Origin of the sequence: Streptacidiphilus jiangxiensis, from assembly GCF_900109465.1 — a bacterium.
In the GTDB taxonomy this organism is placed as follows: domain Bacteria; phylum Actinomycetota; class Actinomycetes; order Streptomycetales; family Streptomycetaceae; genus Streptacidiphilus; species Streptacidiphilus jiangxiensis.
Map to the genome: position 1 here is coordinate 25,134 of NZ_FOAZ01000006.1, position 13,777 is coordinate 38,910.

Here is a 13,777-nt window from a genome sequence, read left to right on the forward strand (position 1 = left end):
GGCGTTCACCCATTGTGGGTGCCGACCCATGAATTGGAAGGACTCGGCCGTGGACGCCCTGCACCCCCGACTGCTCGTGGACCGGTTCGCTGACGCCTTCGCGTTCTACGACGCGGTCCTCCCCGAGCTCTTCGGCGCCCGGTTGATGAAGGGCACGGCCGCCGGCCCCTACGCCAACTGGGACGTCGACGACGAGGCGATCCTCGTCCTGTTCGACCGTGCCGCCCTGGCCGGGACGATCGGCAGCGACCACCTTCCGACCGCCGCCCCCGCCGCGCAGGACCGCGCCATGTTCGTCTGCCGCGTGGGTGACGTCGACGCCGGCCTGGCCCTCTGCCTCCAGCACGGCGGCACGGCCGTCACCGAGCCGACCGACCGCCCCGACTGGGGCCCCGGCCTGCGCACCGCGCACCTGCGGGACCCCGAGGGCCATCTCATCGAACTACAGTCGTACTGATGCCTGGAGCCGACGGTCGAACCAGGCGCGGACACGCCGCAGGGCGTCGAGCTGGTGGGCGCGCTCCCGGAGCCCGTGGCCCTCGCGGGGATAGACCACCAACTCGTGCTCGACCCCGAAGTGACGCAGCGCGCGATGGAAGAGGATCGCCTGACCGAGCGGGACGTTGGTGTCCTCCTCGCCGTGCAGGATCAGCACCGGGGTGCGCATCCTGGAGGCGTAGGAGATCGGGCTGTTCCGGTCGTGGCGGTGCGGTCCCGGACCGTCCCATCCGGTGCTGCCGCTGAGCCCGGACTCGAGGGCTCCCCAGTCGCCGATTCCGGCCTGCATGCCCCAGTCACTGATGCCCGCGCCCATCACGGCGGCCTTGAACCGGTCGCTGTGGCCGACCGCCCAGGCTGCCATGAAACCTCCATGGCTCCAGCCGGAGATGCCCAACCGCTCCGGGTCCGCGACTCCCCGGTCGACGAGGAGGTCGATGCCGGTGAGGATGTCGGTCCACTCGTCGCCGCCGATTTCGCCCGCGACCTCGGCCGCGAACGCGTGGCCGCGCCCGGAGCCGCCTCGAGGGTTGGCCAGGAAGACCGCGTACCCGGCGTGCGCGAGCCACTGACCGCAGTCGACCGCGTTGAGCACGAACTCGTCGGCATGGCGGAAGTACGGGCCGCCGTGGACCAGGGTGACGAGCGGGAAAGGACCGTCGGGCGGGTCCTGCGCAGTCCCGCCGACCGGGCGGATCAGCAGGCCGTCCAACTCCAGTCCGTCGGCGGCCCGGTAACTGAGGCGCTCCTGAACGCCCCAGCGGACGCCGCGCAGTTCGGGCGCGGCGTCGCTGAGCCGGACCAGCGGTCCGCAGGCGGGTCCCGCGTGGACGTTCCTGGGCTCGTACGCCGTGCTCGCCAGCAGGGCCAGGGTTGCCCCGGAGCGGCTCACGCTGAGCCCGGCGAGCGTGCCGGGGGCGGAGGAAACCTGGTGGAACCGCAGCGAGTCAGGGTCGAGCCGGTACAGCGCGGTGTCCAGTCCGTCGGCGAACAACGCCAGCGGGGGCCCGTCCGCGACCTGCGCCAGCTCGATCGGGCAGACGGGCATGCCGGCGGTGAGGTTGCGGTGTTCGGGGGCCGGGCCCGTCGCCGGAGGGACGGTGTCGAGGACGGCGAAGCCGCCGACGGCGTGCCCGGGGGTCACCGCGAGGTGGGCCAGATGCCAGACCCCGTCCCTGTTCCACCAGGCCGGCGACTCGGCGTCGGTACCGACCGGGCCCAGTTCGTGCACGGCCGCGGAGTCCGGGTCGACCAGGTGGAGTTCCACCGTCCGTGCGCCGGGGTCGAGTTCGGGGGTGGACCAGGTCAGCACCGCCAGCGGGCCGCCGTCCGGACGCGGGGCCACCTCCACCACGTGCCGGTCGCCGAGTCCGTCCACGGTGCGCACGGTGCCGGTCTCCAGGTCGAGCAGGCGCAGCCGGGTGACGGGAAGGTGCCGTCCCCAGATCCTGGCGTCGTCGCGCTCGGCCTCGCGGCGTTCGTCCTCGGCGGTGGGCTCGTCCTCGGCCAGCAGGGCGACGGTGCGGCCGTCGACGAGCGGGCGGTGGTCGACGATGCCGCCGTGCCAACGGGTCAAGGCCTCGGCCTTGGCGACGTCCTGGCCGTTGTCCACGCGGAGCCGCTGGAGTTGGGCGGTGCCGCGCTCCTCGCGGTCCGAGGTGAAGAAGACAGAGGCCGAGTCGGGAGCCCACCGCGGGCCCAGGTCGCGGGCCGTGCCGTCGGTCAGCCTGCGCGGAGCCGTGCTGCCGTCGGCGGCGGCGACCCAGATCGACCCGTGCGGACGCCCCTCGCTCCCGCCGTTCGCGATCACCCCGTATGCGACCAGTCGGCCGTCCGGCGAGATGGCCGGCGCCACGGCGGCGGCCCTGTCCACCACCAACTCGGCGGTGAGCGGCTCGGTCGGTTCGGTCGATCCGGGAGACGGCTGCGGTGCGGGGCTCGGCATGCGGGCTGCCTTTCGCTGGTCCGGTACGGCAGTCGGACATCCTGTCGCACCATCGGGCCGATGTCAGTCGGATTTGCGGCGACCGGCCGCATGCGAACCTGTGCATGCCTTGCCCACACGTTTGGGTCAATGGGCGGACCGCGCCCGAGCCACAGGAGCGGAGCGAAGATCGCCCGCGGTTCCGACTCCCCCGCTACGCTCCCGAACATGGGCGGGATAGACGTGGTCAACGGCGTCAGTGGGGCCGTGATCGGGATGGTGGTCGCAGTGCTGTTCCAGCAGCCGCTGCAGGACACGTGGTTCAGGACGCGTCGGCGCTGGTTCGGGGCGGTGCGCAGCCTGCGGTCCCGGCAGGAGCCCGCCGCGGCGTGGGCCACCTTCTCGCTCGGTCCGTTGCGCACCTCCGCGCTGATCGTCGAGGGGGACGGCGAGACGCCGATCCCCGCTGAAGGCGTGCACATCCAGGTGCTCGACGGCGAGGCCCGGCTGCCCCCGGAGATCGCGCACTGGTGGGACGAGATCGAGGCCGAGAGCGTCCGGCTCCAGGCGGAGGGGCGCACCCCGATCTGGAACGGTCCGCGCTACGCCGTCGAGTCGTTCGACATCACCCGCACGCCCCTCGACGAGCACCCGGAGGTCCGCATGCGACTGCGGCCCACGGACTACTACACCTTCCTGGCCGCCCAGCAGCTCGACCGCAGACTGCCCGACGGGGGCACCCTGCGCTCCCGCCACCTCGATCCGGACCGGCCCCTTGAGGCGCCCGCGTTCCTGCAGTGCAGCCTGGGCGTGAACATCGCGGTGGTGACCGCCGACGACATGCTGGTGGTCAGTCGCCGCAGCGACCGGGTCCGGATGGCGCCCGGGACCTGGAACTCCTCGGTCAACGAGGGCGTCTCGCGGCACATCGACTCCTCCGGCCGCAGCGCGCCGGCCCTCCACGCGGTGGCCCGGCGCGGCATGCGGGAGGAGCTGTCGCTGGAGCCGCACGAGTACTCCCTCGAACTCCTGGCCTTCGTGCTGGACGTGGAGAAGCGGCAGTGGAGCGCCCACTTCTACGCACGACTGAGCGAATTGGGTCATGAGGGCCTGCGGGCCCGGCTCAGCCGCGGGGTCGCCGACCGATGGGAGCACGAGACCGTCGACTTCGTCCCGTTCCGCGCGGCGACGGTCGCCCGGTACCTGCTGCACCCGGACCGCATCCATCGCTGGGCCCCGGTGGCCCCGCCGCTGTTCCATCTCGCACTGGTCCATGTCTTCGGCCGGGCGACGGTGGAGCGGGCGGAGGCCCAGGCCCTCCGGCGCCTCTGAAGCAGGACGCCCGTCACGATGTGTGCACGGTTGGCCACCTCGGGTGCCGACACTGCGGTGGCCCGGGCAAGTCACTAGCCTGGAGAAGCGGTACGGGCCTGGAGGAGCCGTACGGGCGCAGGAGGCGCAGCATGCCCGGGAACCCGGCTGAACAGCCAGGCGCCGCCGGAGCGGCCGGCGAGAGCGCCGGGACCGGTGCGGCCCGGACCGGCGGCGCGGCAGCACGCGGCGCGCGGGACGTGGCGGCGCAGGGCGCGGGAGCGGCGGCTGACCCTCGGGCCGAGCACCGGCGGATAATGATCATCCTGTCCGCCCTGATGATGGGCATGTTCCTGGCCGCGCTCGACCAGACCATCGTGGCCACCGCCCTGCCCACGATCGCGGGCGACCTGCACGGGCTCAACCACCTCTCCTGGGTGGTGACCGCCTACCTGCTCACCTCCACCATCTCCACCCCGCTGTGGGGCAAGCTCGGGGATCTCTTCGGCCGCAAGGAGCTGTTCCAGGCCGCCATCGTCATCTTCCTCGTAGGATCCGCCTTGTCGGGTCTCTCGCAGAACATGGCCGAGCTGATCGCCTTCCGCGCGATCCAGGGCGCAGGCGCGGGCGGACTGATCGTCGGGGCGCAGGCCATCATCGGCGAGGTGGTCAGCCCGCGCGAACGCGGCCGCTACATGGGCTACTTCGGGGCGGTCTTCGGCGCCTCCTCGGTGATCGGCCCGCTGGCCGGCGGCTTCTTCACCGAGAACCTGAGCTGGCGCTGGGTCTTCTACATCAACCTGCCGGTGGGCACGGTCGCGGTCTTCGTCATCGCCGCCGTGCTGCACCTGCCGCGCAGCCGCACCCGGCACCACGTCGACTACGGCGGCGCGGCCCTGCTGGGCGGTGCCGCCACCGCGATCATCCTGCTCACGACCTGGGGCGGCACCACCTACGCGTGGACGTCCCCGCAGTCGCTCTCGCTGGCCACCGGCGCGGTGGTGCTCGTCGCCCTGTTCGTCGCGCTCGAGCACCGGGCGGCGGAGCCGGTGCTGCCGCTCGGGCTGTTCCGCAACGCGGTGTTCACCGTGGCCAACGCCATGGGCTTCCTCGTCGGGGCGACGATGTTCGGCGTCATCATCTACATCCCGCTCTACCTGCAGACCGTGCACGCGGCCAGCCCCACCAGCTCCGGCCTGCAGCTGCTGCCGCTGATCATCGGCATGCTGATCACCTTCATCACCAGCGGCCGACTGGTCACCGCGCGGGGCCGGTACAAGGTCTTCCCGATCATCGGCACGGCCGTGATGACCCTCGGGGTCTGGCTGCTGTCGCTGCTGACGCCGAGCACCGGGCTGGCCGTCTCCTCCGCGTACATGTTCGTGGTCGGTTTCGGCATCGGGCTGGTCATGCAGGTCCTCGTCGTGGCGGTCCAGAACGCGGTGCCGCGCGAGCAGTTGGGTGCGGCGACCTCGTCGACGACGTTCTTCCGCACCATCGGCGGCTCGTTCGGCGTCTCCGCGCTCGGCGCCGTGTTCAACCGGCAGCTGACCGCGAACCTCCCGAAGTACCTGCCGCCGCAGGCCGTCGAGCAGATCCACGGCAGCACCGTGACGGCGAGCCCCGCCCAGCTGAACGAGTTGCCGGCACCGATCCGGCACGGCTTCATCCAGGCCTTCGACGCCTCGCTGCACACCGTCTTCCTGGCCGGCGTCCCGATCGGCCTCGCGGCGTTCGCGCTGTCCTGGTTCCTCAGGGAGCTGCCGCTACGCGACAAGGCCTACGTCTCCGCCGCAGAAGCCCGCGACCCCGCCGATCACTGAACCAGGATCGGGTAGCCTGCGCGATCATGGGGGAAATCATCGTGATCAGGCACGGCCAGACCGAGTGGAGCCTGTCGGGTCGGCACGCCGGACGAACCGACGTCGCACTGACCGAGGCGGGCGAGGCCGCGGCCGCCGGCCTTGCGCCGCGGCTGGCCGACCGTCGGCTGGTCGCGGTGTTCAGCAGCCCGCTCGGCCGCGCCATGCGCACGGCCGAGCTCGCCGGTCTGACGACCGCTGTGCCCGACCCCGACCTGCTGGAGTGGGACTACGGCGGCTACGAGGGCCTCACCGCGGACCAGATCCGCTCTTCGCGGCCGGGGTGGGACCTGTGGCGCGACGGCGTCGTCCCCGGCGACGCCGACCATCCGGGCGAGGACCTCGCGCAGGTGGCCGCGCGCGCGGACGCGGTGCTGGACCGGATCCGTCCGCTGCTCGGCCAGGGCGACGTGGCGGTGGTCGCGCACGGCCACCTGGCCCGCGTGCTCACCGTCCGCTGGCTGGGTCTCGCCCCCTCCGCGAGCCGGCTGCTCGGCCACCCGCATCCGGGGACGCTCGCCTTCCTGGCCGTCGAGGACGGACAGCCCGTCGTCTCGGCATGGAACCTCCCCTGAGTGGGGCGACGTCGCTCGGCCCGCTCTGCTTCGGGTGGTCACCGCACTGAGTGGATGCGCAGGCGGGATCGCGGCGTCCTGCCTCGACGGCGAGCTGCTTCCCGAGGCGGATGAGGGCCCCGCGGAGTCGGCGGCACTCAGGCAGGGATGGTGGGGTCCGGTCACCGCGCCGGTCCGATGGTGGACCCGGCGTCCCGAGCAGAGCGCCCACAGCATGGCGGACCGCTGCGCCCGTCCGCTCGCGACCACCCGGACGGCCGGCCGTGACCGCGTCCCGACGGCAGGTCAGAAGGGCCCGGAGATCCGGACGTCCGCCACCGCGCACAGCAGCCGGCCGGCGCGTGCGGCGGCCGGGAGTTCCAGCGGGTGGGTGAACGGGCCGGTGACGAGCAGGAGTCGGCCGCGGGCCCGGACGGCGCGGCGCCAGGCGCGGGCGGTGCAGACGAGGCCGGCGTACCAGCAGTCGCCCTCGCGGCCGGTGACCGACAGGCGGGTGTCGTCCAGGGTCGCGAGCCAGGCGGGCGTGGCATCGGCCTCCAGGGCGGCGCGGACCGGGAGCCAACCCACGGCGTCGACCGGGCGGTCGGGGCGGGCCGGGAAGACGAGCGCGGGCTGGTCCCGCCACATCTCGGGCCAGACCGGGTCGACGGCCGCTGCGGCGGCTGCGGCGGCCGTGGCGACCGGGTCCTCCCACGAGGCACCGGCCGGTGGTGGTGTCACCATGGCGGCGCCACCACCCGGCCGGCTGCGGCGAGAAGGAGCGGTCGGTCGTTCACGGCTTGATACCCACACCCACCCAGAGGCTCACCTCTGCGTCCGTCGGCGACTCGCCCTCGTGCTCCCCCGAGGCCTCCGCCTCCGGGCGCCACCGGTGGCCGACGCTCACGCCCGGCTCCAGCAGGTCGAGGCCGTCGAAGAACGCGGCCACCTCGTCGCGGGAACGGAACCGGACGGGGGTCCCGGCGCCGTTGTAGATCTCGGTGACCCTCTCCCAGGCGAGCGGATCGAAGTCGGTCGTGGAGTGGCTGATCGCAAGGGCGCTGCCGGACGGCAGCGCGTCCAGCAGGACCCGCACGATGCGGTGGGGGTCCTGGGCGTCGGTGACGAAGTGCAGCAGCGCGTTCAGGGACAGCGCGACGGGCCGGCGCAGGTCGAGAACCTCGGACAGGAGCGGGTCCGACAGGAGGGATCCGGGGTCGTTGACGTCGGCCTCGATGTAGGTGGTGCGCCCCTGGGGCGAGCTGCGCATGAGCCGCTCGGCGTACTTGAGCACCAGCGGGTCGTTGTCGGCGTACACCACGCGCGCGTTGGGGACGACGGCCTGCGCGACCTGGTGCAGGTTCGGCTCCGTGGGGATGCCGGTACCGATGTCGAGCCACTGGCGGATGCCGTGCTCCCGCGCCAGCACCCGGGTGGCCCGGTGCATGAAGGACCGGTTCGCGCGCGCGCTGACGAACACGCTCGGAAAGACCTTCGCGACACGCTCCGCAGCGTCCGCATCGACCGCGAAGTGGTCCTTGCCGCCCAGGTAGTAGTCGTACATTCGGGCGGAGTGCGGCCTGGAGGTGTCGATGCCCCTTCCGGCACGGGTGTCGCTCATGGGTCCCCTTCGTGTCCTGCGGCCGAGTGTGTCAGCCTGCTGTCAGGTGGTCGGCCAGACCGGCCTTGACGCCCTCGACGAAGGCGGTGATCTCCTCGCGCGTGTAGATCAGCGCGGGGCCGGTCGGATCGGTGGACTGGCGCAGGGCGACGCGCCCGTCGGCCAGGCGCTTGGTCTCCACGCACTGCCCGCCGTTGGGGCCGCTCCAGGGCCGCTCCCAGCCCTGCTCGCCGAGCTCGCTCGCGGGCATGCCGCTGCGGACCGGTCTGCAGGAGGCCGCATTGTCGCCGGTGGTGGTCATGAGTACTCCTTGCGTAGACGGTTGAGCAGGGCCCTGCTCTCGGCCGACGAGGTCAGCAGCGCCATCCGGTTGTGCGCCTCGAGATGGGCGACGACGTCCGCGCGCTGGTCGAGGTAGACCGAGGCGGAGAGGATCTCGCTGTAGACGATGTCCGGCAGTTCCGGCTCGTGGAAACGGAAGTAGGTGAACGGCGCGCAGGCGCCGACATGTGCGCCCGCAGCGAAGGGGACGATGTCGATGCTGATGTGGTCGAGTTCCATGGCGGCCAGCAGCATGTCGATCTGGTCCCGCATGACCGCGTCGCTGCCGACGACGCGGTGCAGCACGGCCTCGTCCATGACGACCCACAGGGTCGGGGCGTCGGGCTTGTCGAGCAGGCTCTGACGCCGCAGCCGCAGGTCGATCCGGCGGCGCAGCTCGTCCTCGGTGTCGTTGGGGAAACCGCCGCGCAGCACCGAGCGGGCGTAGCCGTGGGTCTGCAACAGGCCCGTCACGTAGTGCGGTTCGTAGGTGCGCAGCATGGCCGCGTCGGATTCGAGGCTGACGTAGGCCGAGAACCAGCTCGGCACGACGTCGCGGTAGGCGTGCCACCAACCGGGTTCGTTGGCGCGCTCGGCGAGGGCGACGAACTCGTCGATCTCCTGACGGTCCGCGCCGTACTTGCCCAACAGCAGTTCCACGTACAGGGGCTTGAGGGCGACCTCGGCCTTCTCCAGCCGCCGCACGGTCAGCGGGGTGACCCGGAGCGTCCGCGCCGCGTCCTCCAGGGAGACGCCGGCGTTCTGGCGGCGTTCCTGTAATCGGCGGCCGAGGATCATGCGCAGCACGGTCGGCGCGCCGATGCCGGCCGACGCCCGGCTCTCACTCACGGTCCCACCTCCCGACAGAGCGTCACTGATCGTATGGTGACAGACAGTTCACGGTGCTGGAAACAGAACGAACCCAACACGGTGAAATTATCAGCGAGACGGTTGCGCCGTGTGCATGACTACGAGCACAGTCGGAAGCGTGAGTCAGCCACGCCGCGCTCCTGAAGCCGTCCACTTACCCGCTCAGCCCTCAGTGCGCTGGGAACTCCCGGCCGAGCGCACGAGCGTGCGCGAGGCCCGTCGGGCCGTCGCGCACCACCTGGACTCCTGGTCCGTGCCCGCGTCGGTCCGCGACGACGCCGTGCTGCTGGTCTCGGAGCTCGTGACCAACGTCGTTCTGCACACCGACAGCAGTCGGCTGCTGTGCGAGGTCGCCCTGTCGGCCGACGGGCCGCTGGTGATCGAGGTCCACGACGACCATCGCGCCCGTCTCGGTGCTCCGGGCGCGCCCGCCGCGAGCGCGGAGAACGGACGCGGCCTGCTGATCGTCCGCGAGCTCGCCGAGACGTGGGGCGTCGGCCCCTCCCACCTGACGGGCGGCAACGTCGTGCGGGCGACGCTGCCGCTGCCACCGCGGCCCGGCCCGCCCCTCGGCACGGCACCGCTCTCCGCGCCACCTCTCAGCGCGCCACCCCTCAGCGCGCCACCGCCGGAACGGCGTCACCAGCCCGCGCGGGTCGGGCGGGCCGGGCGGTGAAGGCCGAGGCCACCGCCGCGACCAGGCAGGCGCCGAGGGCGAACCAGAAGGCGACCGCAAGCCCGTCCTGGAACGGTCCGGTGACCAGGTGCGGGAAGAAGTCCCGGCCGGTCAGGTAGTCCGCCCGCCCCGCCGGGAGGTGCTGCAGCACCTGCGGACCGAGCAGCTGCCGGATCGGGTTGTAGCCGAGGAACGCCGCGAAGAGCACGGCGAGCGGCGGCAAGTGGGAGACCTTGGCCGCGACCGGCCCCGGCACGCCCTGGGCGACCAGCCCGTGGTCCATCGCTCCGGGCAGGCTCCCCGCCAGGCCGAGCACGATCAGGCTGAAGAAGAGTCCGATCGAGAGCACCATGGCCGCGTTCTGGAACGTCGCGGTCATGCCGGCACCGACGCCGCGCTGGCGGGCGGGCACCGCGTTCATGATCTCGGCCCGGTTGGGCGAGGCGAACAGGCCCGCGCCCAGGCCGTTGAGGACGAGGATCGCCGCGAACGCCGGGTAGGGGAAGTCAACGGGCAGGACCATGAGCAGGCCGAAGCTGAGGGCGTTCAGCAGCGCCCCGGCGATGGTGAAGAACTGTGAGCCGAAGCGGTCGGAGAGCAGGCCGGAGAGCGGCGCGGCGACCAGCAGTCCGACGGTCAGGGGAATCATGTAGATCCCGGCCCACAGCGGGGTCTGTTCGAAGCTGTAGCCGTGCAGCGGCAGCCAGATGCCCTGCAGCCAGATCACCAGGATGAACTGCAGACCGCCGCGCCCCAGCGCCGTGAGCAGGTTGGCCAGGTTACCCGCGGCGAAAGTCCGCACCCGGAACAGGGAGAGGTCGAAGAGCGGCTCGGCGACCTTGGCCTCCACGACGCAGAAGACCACCAGCAGCACCACGCCGACGCCCATCGCGGTCAGCACCCACGGGTTGCCCCAACCGGTGGTCGCGCCGTGGTAGGGCTGGATGCCGTAGGTGATGCCGACGAGCAGCGTGATCAGTCCGGCCGCGAAGGTCAGGTTGCCCCACCAGTCGATCGCCGCGGGCTGCCGGTGCCCGGTGTCCTTCAGCTTGAGGTAGGCCCACACCGAGCCGAAGACGCCGACCGGCACCGACACCAGGAACACCCAGCGCCATCCGACGGGACCGAGGACACCGCCGAGCATCAGGCCGATGAAGGCGCCGGCTATGCCGGCGATGACGTTGATGCCGAGCGCCGTCCCGCGCTGCCGCGCCGGGAACGCGTCGGTGATGATCGCGGTCGAGTTGGCGAAGATCAGCGCCCCGCCGACCCCCTGCACCACGCGCCAACCGATCAGCCACAGCGCCGCCTCGGTCCCGCTCCCCCAGGTCAGCGACAGCAGGATGGAACAGACGGTGAAGACGGCGAACCCGAGGTTGTACATCTTGACCCGGCCGAACATGTCGCCCAGCCGCCCGAAGGTCACCACCAGCACGGCGGTGACCACCATGAAGCCCATCATCATCCACAGCAGGTAGCTGGTGTTGTGCGGGTCGAGCGGGTCGAGGTGGATGCCGTCGAAGATGTTCGGCATGGCGATCAGCACGATCGACTGATTGATCATCACCATCAGCATGCCGAGCGTGGTGTTCGACAGGGCGATCCACTTGTAGTGGGGGCCGTGGCCGTGCTCGGCCTCGGGCGGAGCCGCAGCGGCGACTTCCGGGGACGACGTCGGACCGCCCGAGGGAGAGGCGGCGGGAGAGCTGGGCATAGGGCGTCCCTTCGGTCAATGCGCTGTACAACTATTTCAGCCGCGTCGCCGCCCTGTCATCACCGTCCGCCCCGCGAGAACGCTCGACTCAGTCCTCGCCGACCTGGAGCAGGACCACGAAGTACGCCCCGTTGCCGCCGGCCACCACGCCGTCGAAGGTGAAGCCGGTCACCGGATCCCAGCCGCCGCCCCGCTGATTGGTCCACCAGCTCGCCGTGGGACCGAGGATGTGCACGATGCGCGTGACCGCGTCGCGCGCGACCTCGCGGTCCTTGAGCGCATGCCGCGGCCGTACGAGGTCGTCGGCGGCGAGCGCGGTCATCGCCTCGACGGCCGCTTCCGCGGTGAGCGGCACCAGGGCCGCCTCGATCCGCGCACCATCCGGGGCTTCGGCCCCAGGTGGGTGGATCTCCGCGACCAGTTCGTGCACCTGCTCCGCCAGACCCGCCGGCCCGTCACCCGCCGCACCCCGAACCGGCCATCGGCCGTACCGGACGCAGACAACGGGCTTACCGGCCAACGACTTCAGCAGCCTGCCGAGCTCCACGAGGCTCTCGTCGCGCATCCGCTTCCTCACCCCCGCATCCTGGCATCCCGAAAGGGCTCATGGGGAAGGGCCCGGGGCCCTAAGATCACCGGCTGCACCACCCGTTCATATCCGCACCACTCGCACCATTCGCAGCACTCGCATCACGGCAACTCCCGATCGCCCCCGCCCGCACCCTGCGCACGGACAGAACGGAACACCCCCATGAACGTGGCACTGTGGATCGTCCAAGGCCTGCTCGCCGCCGTCTTCCTGTTCTCGGGAGCCACGAAGGCGACGCGGTCGAAGGAGAAGCTGATCGCGAGCGGGCAGACGGGCGTCGCCCCTTTCCCACTCCCGGTCATCCGGGTCGTCGCCGTGCTGGAGGTGCTGGCGGCCGTCGGGCTGGTGCTCCCGCAGGCCACCGGTACCGCCCAGGTGCTGACGCCGCTCGCCGCCGTGGGGCTGATCGCCGTCATGATCGGCGCGGCCTTCGCGCACTGGAGCCTGCGCGAGTACAAGCAGGTCTTCGGCGTCAACCTGGTGGTGCTGCTCATGTGCGTGTTCGTGGCCACCGGCCGGTTCTGACACAAGCCGACTCCTGGGAACGGGTCCGGCCGCGCCGCGGCCCTCCCTGACCCGCAGCGTAGGCGATCATCGAGGCATGTCCTCGCTCACCGGTCCGCTCAACGTCACCAGCACCTTTGTCACCTTCTTCGCCGTCGTCGGGCCACCGAAGGTGATGCTGACGTTCGCACACGTGGCACGGGAGCGCACCGCGTTGGAGGCGCGCCGGGTGGCGCTGCTCGCTTCCGGCGCGTCCGCGCTGCTGGGCGCGCTGTGCGCGTGGACGGCGCCCTACGTGACGGACTTCTTCCACATCAGCTCCGAGTCGCTGGAGCTGGCCGGCGGGATCATCTTCTTCCTCTACGCGGTGGGGCTGGTGCTCGGCATGCACCTGGGGGCCGACAGCCCCGAGGAGGCGGACGAGATGCATCCGCTGGTCTCCGGCTTCCGCGAGCTGCTGCTCCCGTACGTGGTGAGTCCGCTGGCGGTGACCGCCGTGCTGGTGGAGTCCCTCAGCCGCGAGGGCTGGGCCTGGCGCTCCAGCGTCGTGGCGTCCTTCGTCGCCGTCGCCCTGATCGACGCGGTCTGCATGGTCGCGACGACTGGTCTGCTGCGCAAGGTCCACACGACCACGCTCGAGATGTGCTCCCGACTGCTGGGCCTGCTGCTCGCGGCCGTGGGCGTGGAGCTGTTCCTGACGGGGCTGGACCGGGCGATCAGCGCCTGGGGGCAGAACCAGCACTGAACGGGCGGGCCACGGCAGGGATGGGCCGTTGCGCTACTGTGTCGCCCCGCCCGTCAGGAAGTGGAGTGGAGTCGTCCCGTGTCCGCCTTGCCGATCGTCACCAGCTTCACCTCCTCGCCGGAGATGGTCCTGCGGTCCTACCGTGCCTGCCACCGGAGCCGCTACCTGAACCGGCTGGCACTGATGATCACCTGTGCGACCGTGGGCCTGATCGAGGTGGCGATCTCCCTGAACGGGAGCTTCCCGGTGCGGTGGGCAGGCGTGGCGCTGGCCCTGTGGGGCGTCGCATTCTTCGCCTGGCGCGAGCTCTCGGTGCGCCGGCAGCTCGCGCCCTACCTCAAGGGCTCCCGTCAGGTGACGATCACGCTCACCGAGACCGAGTACCGCACTCAGGGCCCGGACCGGGCCACGGCCAGGACCTGGACGACGTTCAGCAGCGTCACGCGCGTCGGCGACTTCTGGGTGCTGCGTCTGTCGCCGCAGGCGGCCATGGGTCTGCCGGTCTCGGCCCTCGACGAGCAGCAGACCGCCGCGTTCACCGCGCTGATGCGCGAGAAGGGGCTCTGCCCCGCTTAGAGCGTCCGCCAG

Annotated in this window: 15 protein-coding genes; 8 read left to right on the top strand and 7 right to left on the bottom strand. The window is 71.6% G+C overall.

Annotation, left to right across the window (positions count from 1 at the left end; all coding sequences use genetic code 11):
• Window positions 1-28 precede the first annotated feature (28 nt).
• A complete protein-coding gene (locus BMY61_RS13285; RefSeq protein ID WP_425314682.1) occupies window positions 29-457 on the top strand; it encodes a VOC family protein in 429 nt (142 codons plus the stop codon).
• Here the strand turns inward: BMY61_RS13285 and BMY61_RS13290 are convergent.
• A complete protein-coding gene (locus tag BMY61_RS13290) occupies window positions 443-2,443 on the bottom strand; it encodes a S9 family peptidase (RefSeq protein ID WP_042447354.1) in 2,001 nt (666 codons plus the stop codon). The two genes, BMY61_RS13285 and BMY61_RS13290, sit on opposite strands and share 15 nt — an antisense overlap.
• A gap of 207 nt (window positions 2,444-2,650) precedes the next feature.
• Between BMY61_RS13290 and BMY61_RS13295 the strand changes: the two genes are divergently transcribed.
• From BMY61_RS13295 to BMY61_RS13305, 3 genes are all read left to right on the top strand, one after another.
• Entirely contained in the window at window positions 2,651-3,754 is a 1,104-nt protein-coding gene (locus BMY61_RS13295) for an NUDIX hydrolase (RefSeq protein WP_042447352.1), read from the top strand.
• Between the two features lie 131 nt (window positions 3,755-3,885).
• The gene (locus tag BMY61_RS13300; protein WP_075003892.1) at window positions 3,886-5,556 is read left to right on the top strand and encodes an MDR family MFS transporter; all 1,671 of its coding nucleotides are present in this window, start codon (window positions 3,886-3,888) and stop codon (window positions 5,554-5,556) included.
• 26 nt (window positions 5,557-5,582) lie between these two features.
• Entirely contained in the window at window positions 5,583-6,170 is a 588-nt protein-coding gene (locus BMY61_RS13305) for a histidine phosphatase family protein (RefSeq protein ID WP_042447350.1), read from the top strand.
• A 285-nt stretch (window positions 6,171-6,455) separates the two neighbouring features.
• Here BMY61_RS13305 and BMY61_RS13310 read toward each other — a convergent pair whose 3' ends face one another.
• From BMY61_RS13310 to BMY61_RS13325, 4 genes are read right to left on the bottom strand one after another with little or no spacing between them, the layout of a single operon-like run.
• On the bottom strand, window positions 6,456-6,893 hold the full coding sequence (locus BMY61_RS13310; RefSeq protein ID WP_042447348.1) for a hypothetical protein: 438 nt from the start codon (window positions 6,891-6,893) through the stop codon (window positions 6,456-6,458).
• A gap of 49 nt (window positions 6,894-6,942) precedes the next feature.
• On the bottom strand, window positions 6,943-7,770 hold the full coding sequence (locus tag BMY61_RS13315; protein ID WP_042447346.1) for an SAM-dependent methyltransferase: 828 nt from the start codon (window positions 7,768-7,770) through the stop codon (window positions 6,943-6,945).
• A gap of 31 nt (window positions 7,771-7,801) precedes the next feature.
• On the bottom strand, window positions 7,802-8,071 hold the full coding sequence (locus tag BMY61_RS13320) for a DUF397 domain-containing protein (protein WP_042447344.1): 270 nt from the start codon (window positions 8,069-8,071) through the stop codon (window positions 7,802-7,804).
• The gene (locus BMY61_RS13325; RefSeq protein ID WP_425314686.1) at window positions 8,068-8,889 is read right to left on the bottom strand and encodes a helix-turn-helix domain-containing protein; all 822 of its coding nucleotides are present in this window, start codon (window positions 8,887-8,889) and stop codon (window positions 8,068-8,070) included. The genes BMY61_RS13320 and BMY61_RS13325 overlap by 4 nt, the downstream gene beginning before the upstream one ends.
• 190 nt (window positions 8,890-9,079) lie before the next feature.
• Here BMY61_RS13325 and BMY61_RS13330 point away from each other — a divergent pair, with 190 nt between their 5' ends.
• A complete protein-coding gene (locus BMY61_RS13330; protein ID WP_236656005.1) occupies window positions 9,080-9,637 on the top strand; it encodes an ATP-binding protein in 558 nt (185 codons plus the stop codon).
• Here the strand turns inward: BMY61_RS13330 and BMY61_RS13335 are convergent.
• Together BMY61_RS13335 and BMY61_RS13340 are read right to left on the bottom strand one after the other, a co-directional pair.
• On the bottom strand, window positions 9,576-11,351 hold the full coding sequence (locus BMY61_RS13335) for an MFS transporter (protein ID WP_082015001.1): 1,776 nt from the start codon (window positions 11,349-11,351) through the stop codon (window positions 9,576-9,578). The genes BMY61_RS13330 and BMY61_RS13335 overlap by 62 nt on opposite strands.
• 88 nt (window positions 11,352-11,439) lie before the next feature.
• A complete protein-coding gene (locus tag BMY61_RS13340; RefSeq protein WP_143094322.1) occupies window positions 11,440-11,928 on the bottom strand; it encodes a hypothetical protein in 489 nt (162 codons plus the stop codon).
• A gap of 174 nt (window positions 11,929-12,102) precedes the next feature.
• Between BMY61_RS13340 and BMY61_RS13345 the strand changes: the two genes are divergently transcribed.
• The 3 genes from BMY61_RS13345 to BMY61_RS13355 all read left to right on the top strand — a co-directional run bounded on the left by BMY61_RS13345 (window position 12,103) and on the right by BMY61_RS13355 (window position 13,765).
• Window positions 12,103-12,465, top strand: a complete 363-nt coding sequence (locus BMY61_RS13345) for a DoxX family protein (protein WP_042447339.1) — start codon at window positions 12,103-12,105, stop codon at window positions 12,463-12,465.
• 76 nt (window positions 12,466-12,541) lie between these two features.
• Complete coding sequence (locus tag BMY61_RS13350) at window positions 12,542-13,189, top strand: MarC family protein (RefSeq protein WP_042447337.1); 648 nt, start codon at window positions 12,542-12,544, stop codon at window positions 13,187-13,189.
• 78 nt (window positions 13,190-13,267) lie between these two features.
• Window positions 13,268-13,765: a hypothetical protein gene (locus BMY61_RS13355; protein ID WP_042447335.1), complete on the top strand. Its 498-nt coding sequence runs from the start codon at window positions 13,268-13,270 to the stop codon at window positions 13,763-13,765.
• Window positions 13,766-13,777: the final 12 nt, after the last annotated feature.

What these genes read in the sequence shown, in the direction of transcription:
- BMY61_RS13285 (WP_425314682.1), top strand. Translation starts at nt 29, where the DNA reads ATGAATTGGAAGGACTCGGCCGTGGACGCCCTGCACCCCCGACTGCTC.
- BMY61_RS13290 (WP_042447354.1), bottom strand. Translation starts at nt 2,443, where the DNA reads ATGCCGAGCCCCGCACCGCAGCCGTCTCCCGGATCGACCGAACCGACC.
- BMY61_RS13295 (WP_042447352.1), top strand. Translation starts at nt 2,651, where the DNA reads ATGGGCGGGATAGACGTGGTCAACGGCGTCAGTGGGGCCGTGATCGGG.
- BMY61_RS13300 (WP_075003892.1), top strand. Translation starts at nt 3,886, where the DNA reads ATGCCCGGGAACCCGGCTGAACAGCCAGGCGCCGCCGGAGCGGCCGGC.
- BMY61_RS13305 (WP_042447350.1), top strand. Translation starts at nt 5,583, where the DNA reads ATGGGGGAAATCATCGTGATCAGGCACGGCCAGACCGAGTGGAGCCTG.
- BMY61_RS13310 (WP_042447348.1), bottom strand. Translation starts at nt 6,893, where the DNA reads ATGGTGACACCACCACCGGCCGGTGCCTCGTGGGAGGACCCGGTCGCC.
- BMY61_RS13315 (WP_042447346.1), bottom strand. Translation starts at nt 7,770, where the DNA reads ATGAGCGACACCCGTGCCGGAAGGGGCATCGACACCTCCAGGCCGCAC.
- BMY61_RS13320 (WP_042447344.1), bottom strand. Translation starts at nt 8,071, where the DNA reads ATGACCACCACCGGCGACAATGCGGCCTCCTGCAGACCGGTCCGCAGC.
- BMY61_RS13325 (WP_425314686.1), bottom strand. Translation starts at nt 8,889, where the DNA reads ATGATCCTCGGCCGCCGATTACAGGAACGCCGCCAGAACGCCGGCGTC.
- BMY61_RS13335 (WP_082015001.1), bottom strand. Translation starts at nt 11,351, where the DNA reads ATGCCCAGCTCTCCCGCCGCCTCTCCCTCGGGCGGTCCGACGTCGTCC.
- BMY61_RS13345 (WP_042447339.1), top strand. Translation starts at nt 12,103, where the DNA reads ATGAACGTGGCACTGTGGATCGTCCAAGGCCTGCTCGCCGCCGTCTTC.
- BMY61_RS13350 (WP_042447337.1), top strand. Translation starts at nt 12,542, where the DNA reads ATGTCCTCGCTCACCGGTCCGCTCAACGTCACCAGCACCTTTGTCACC.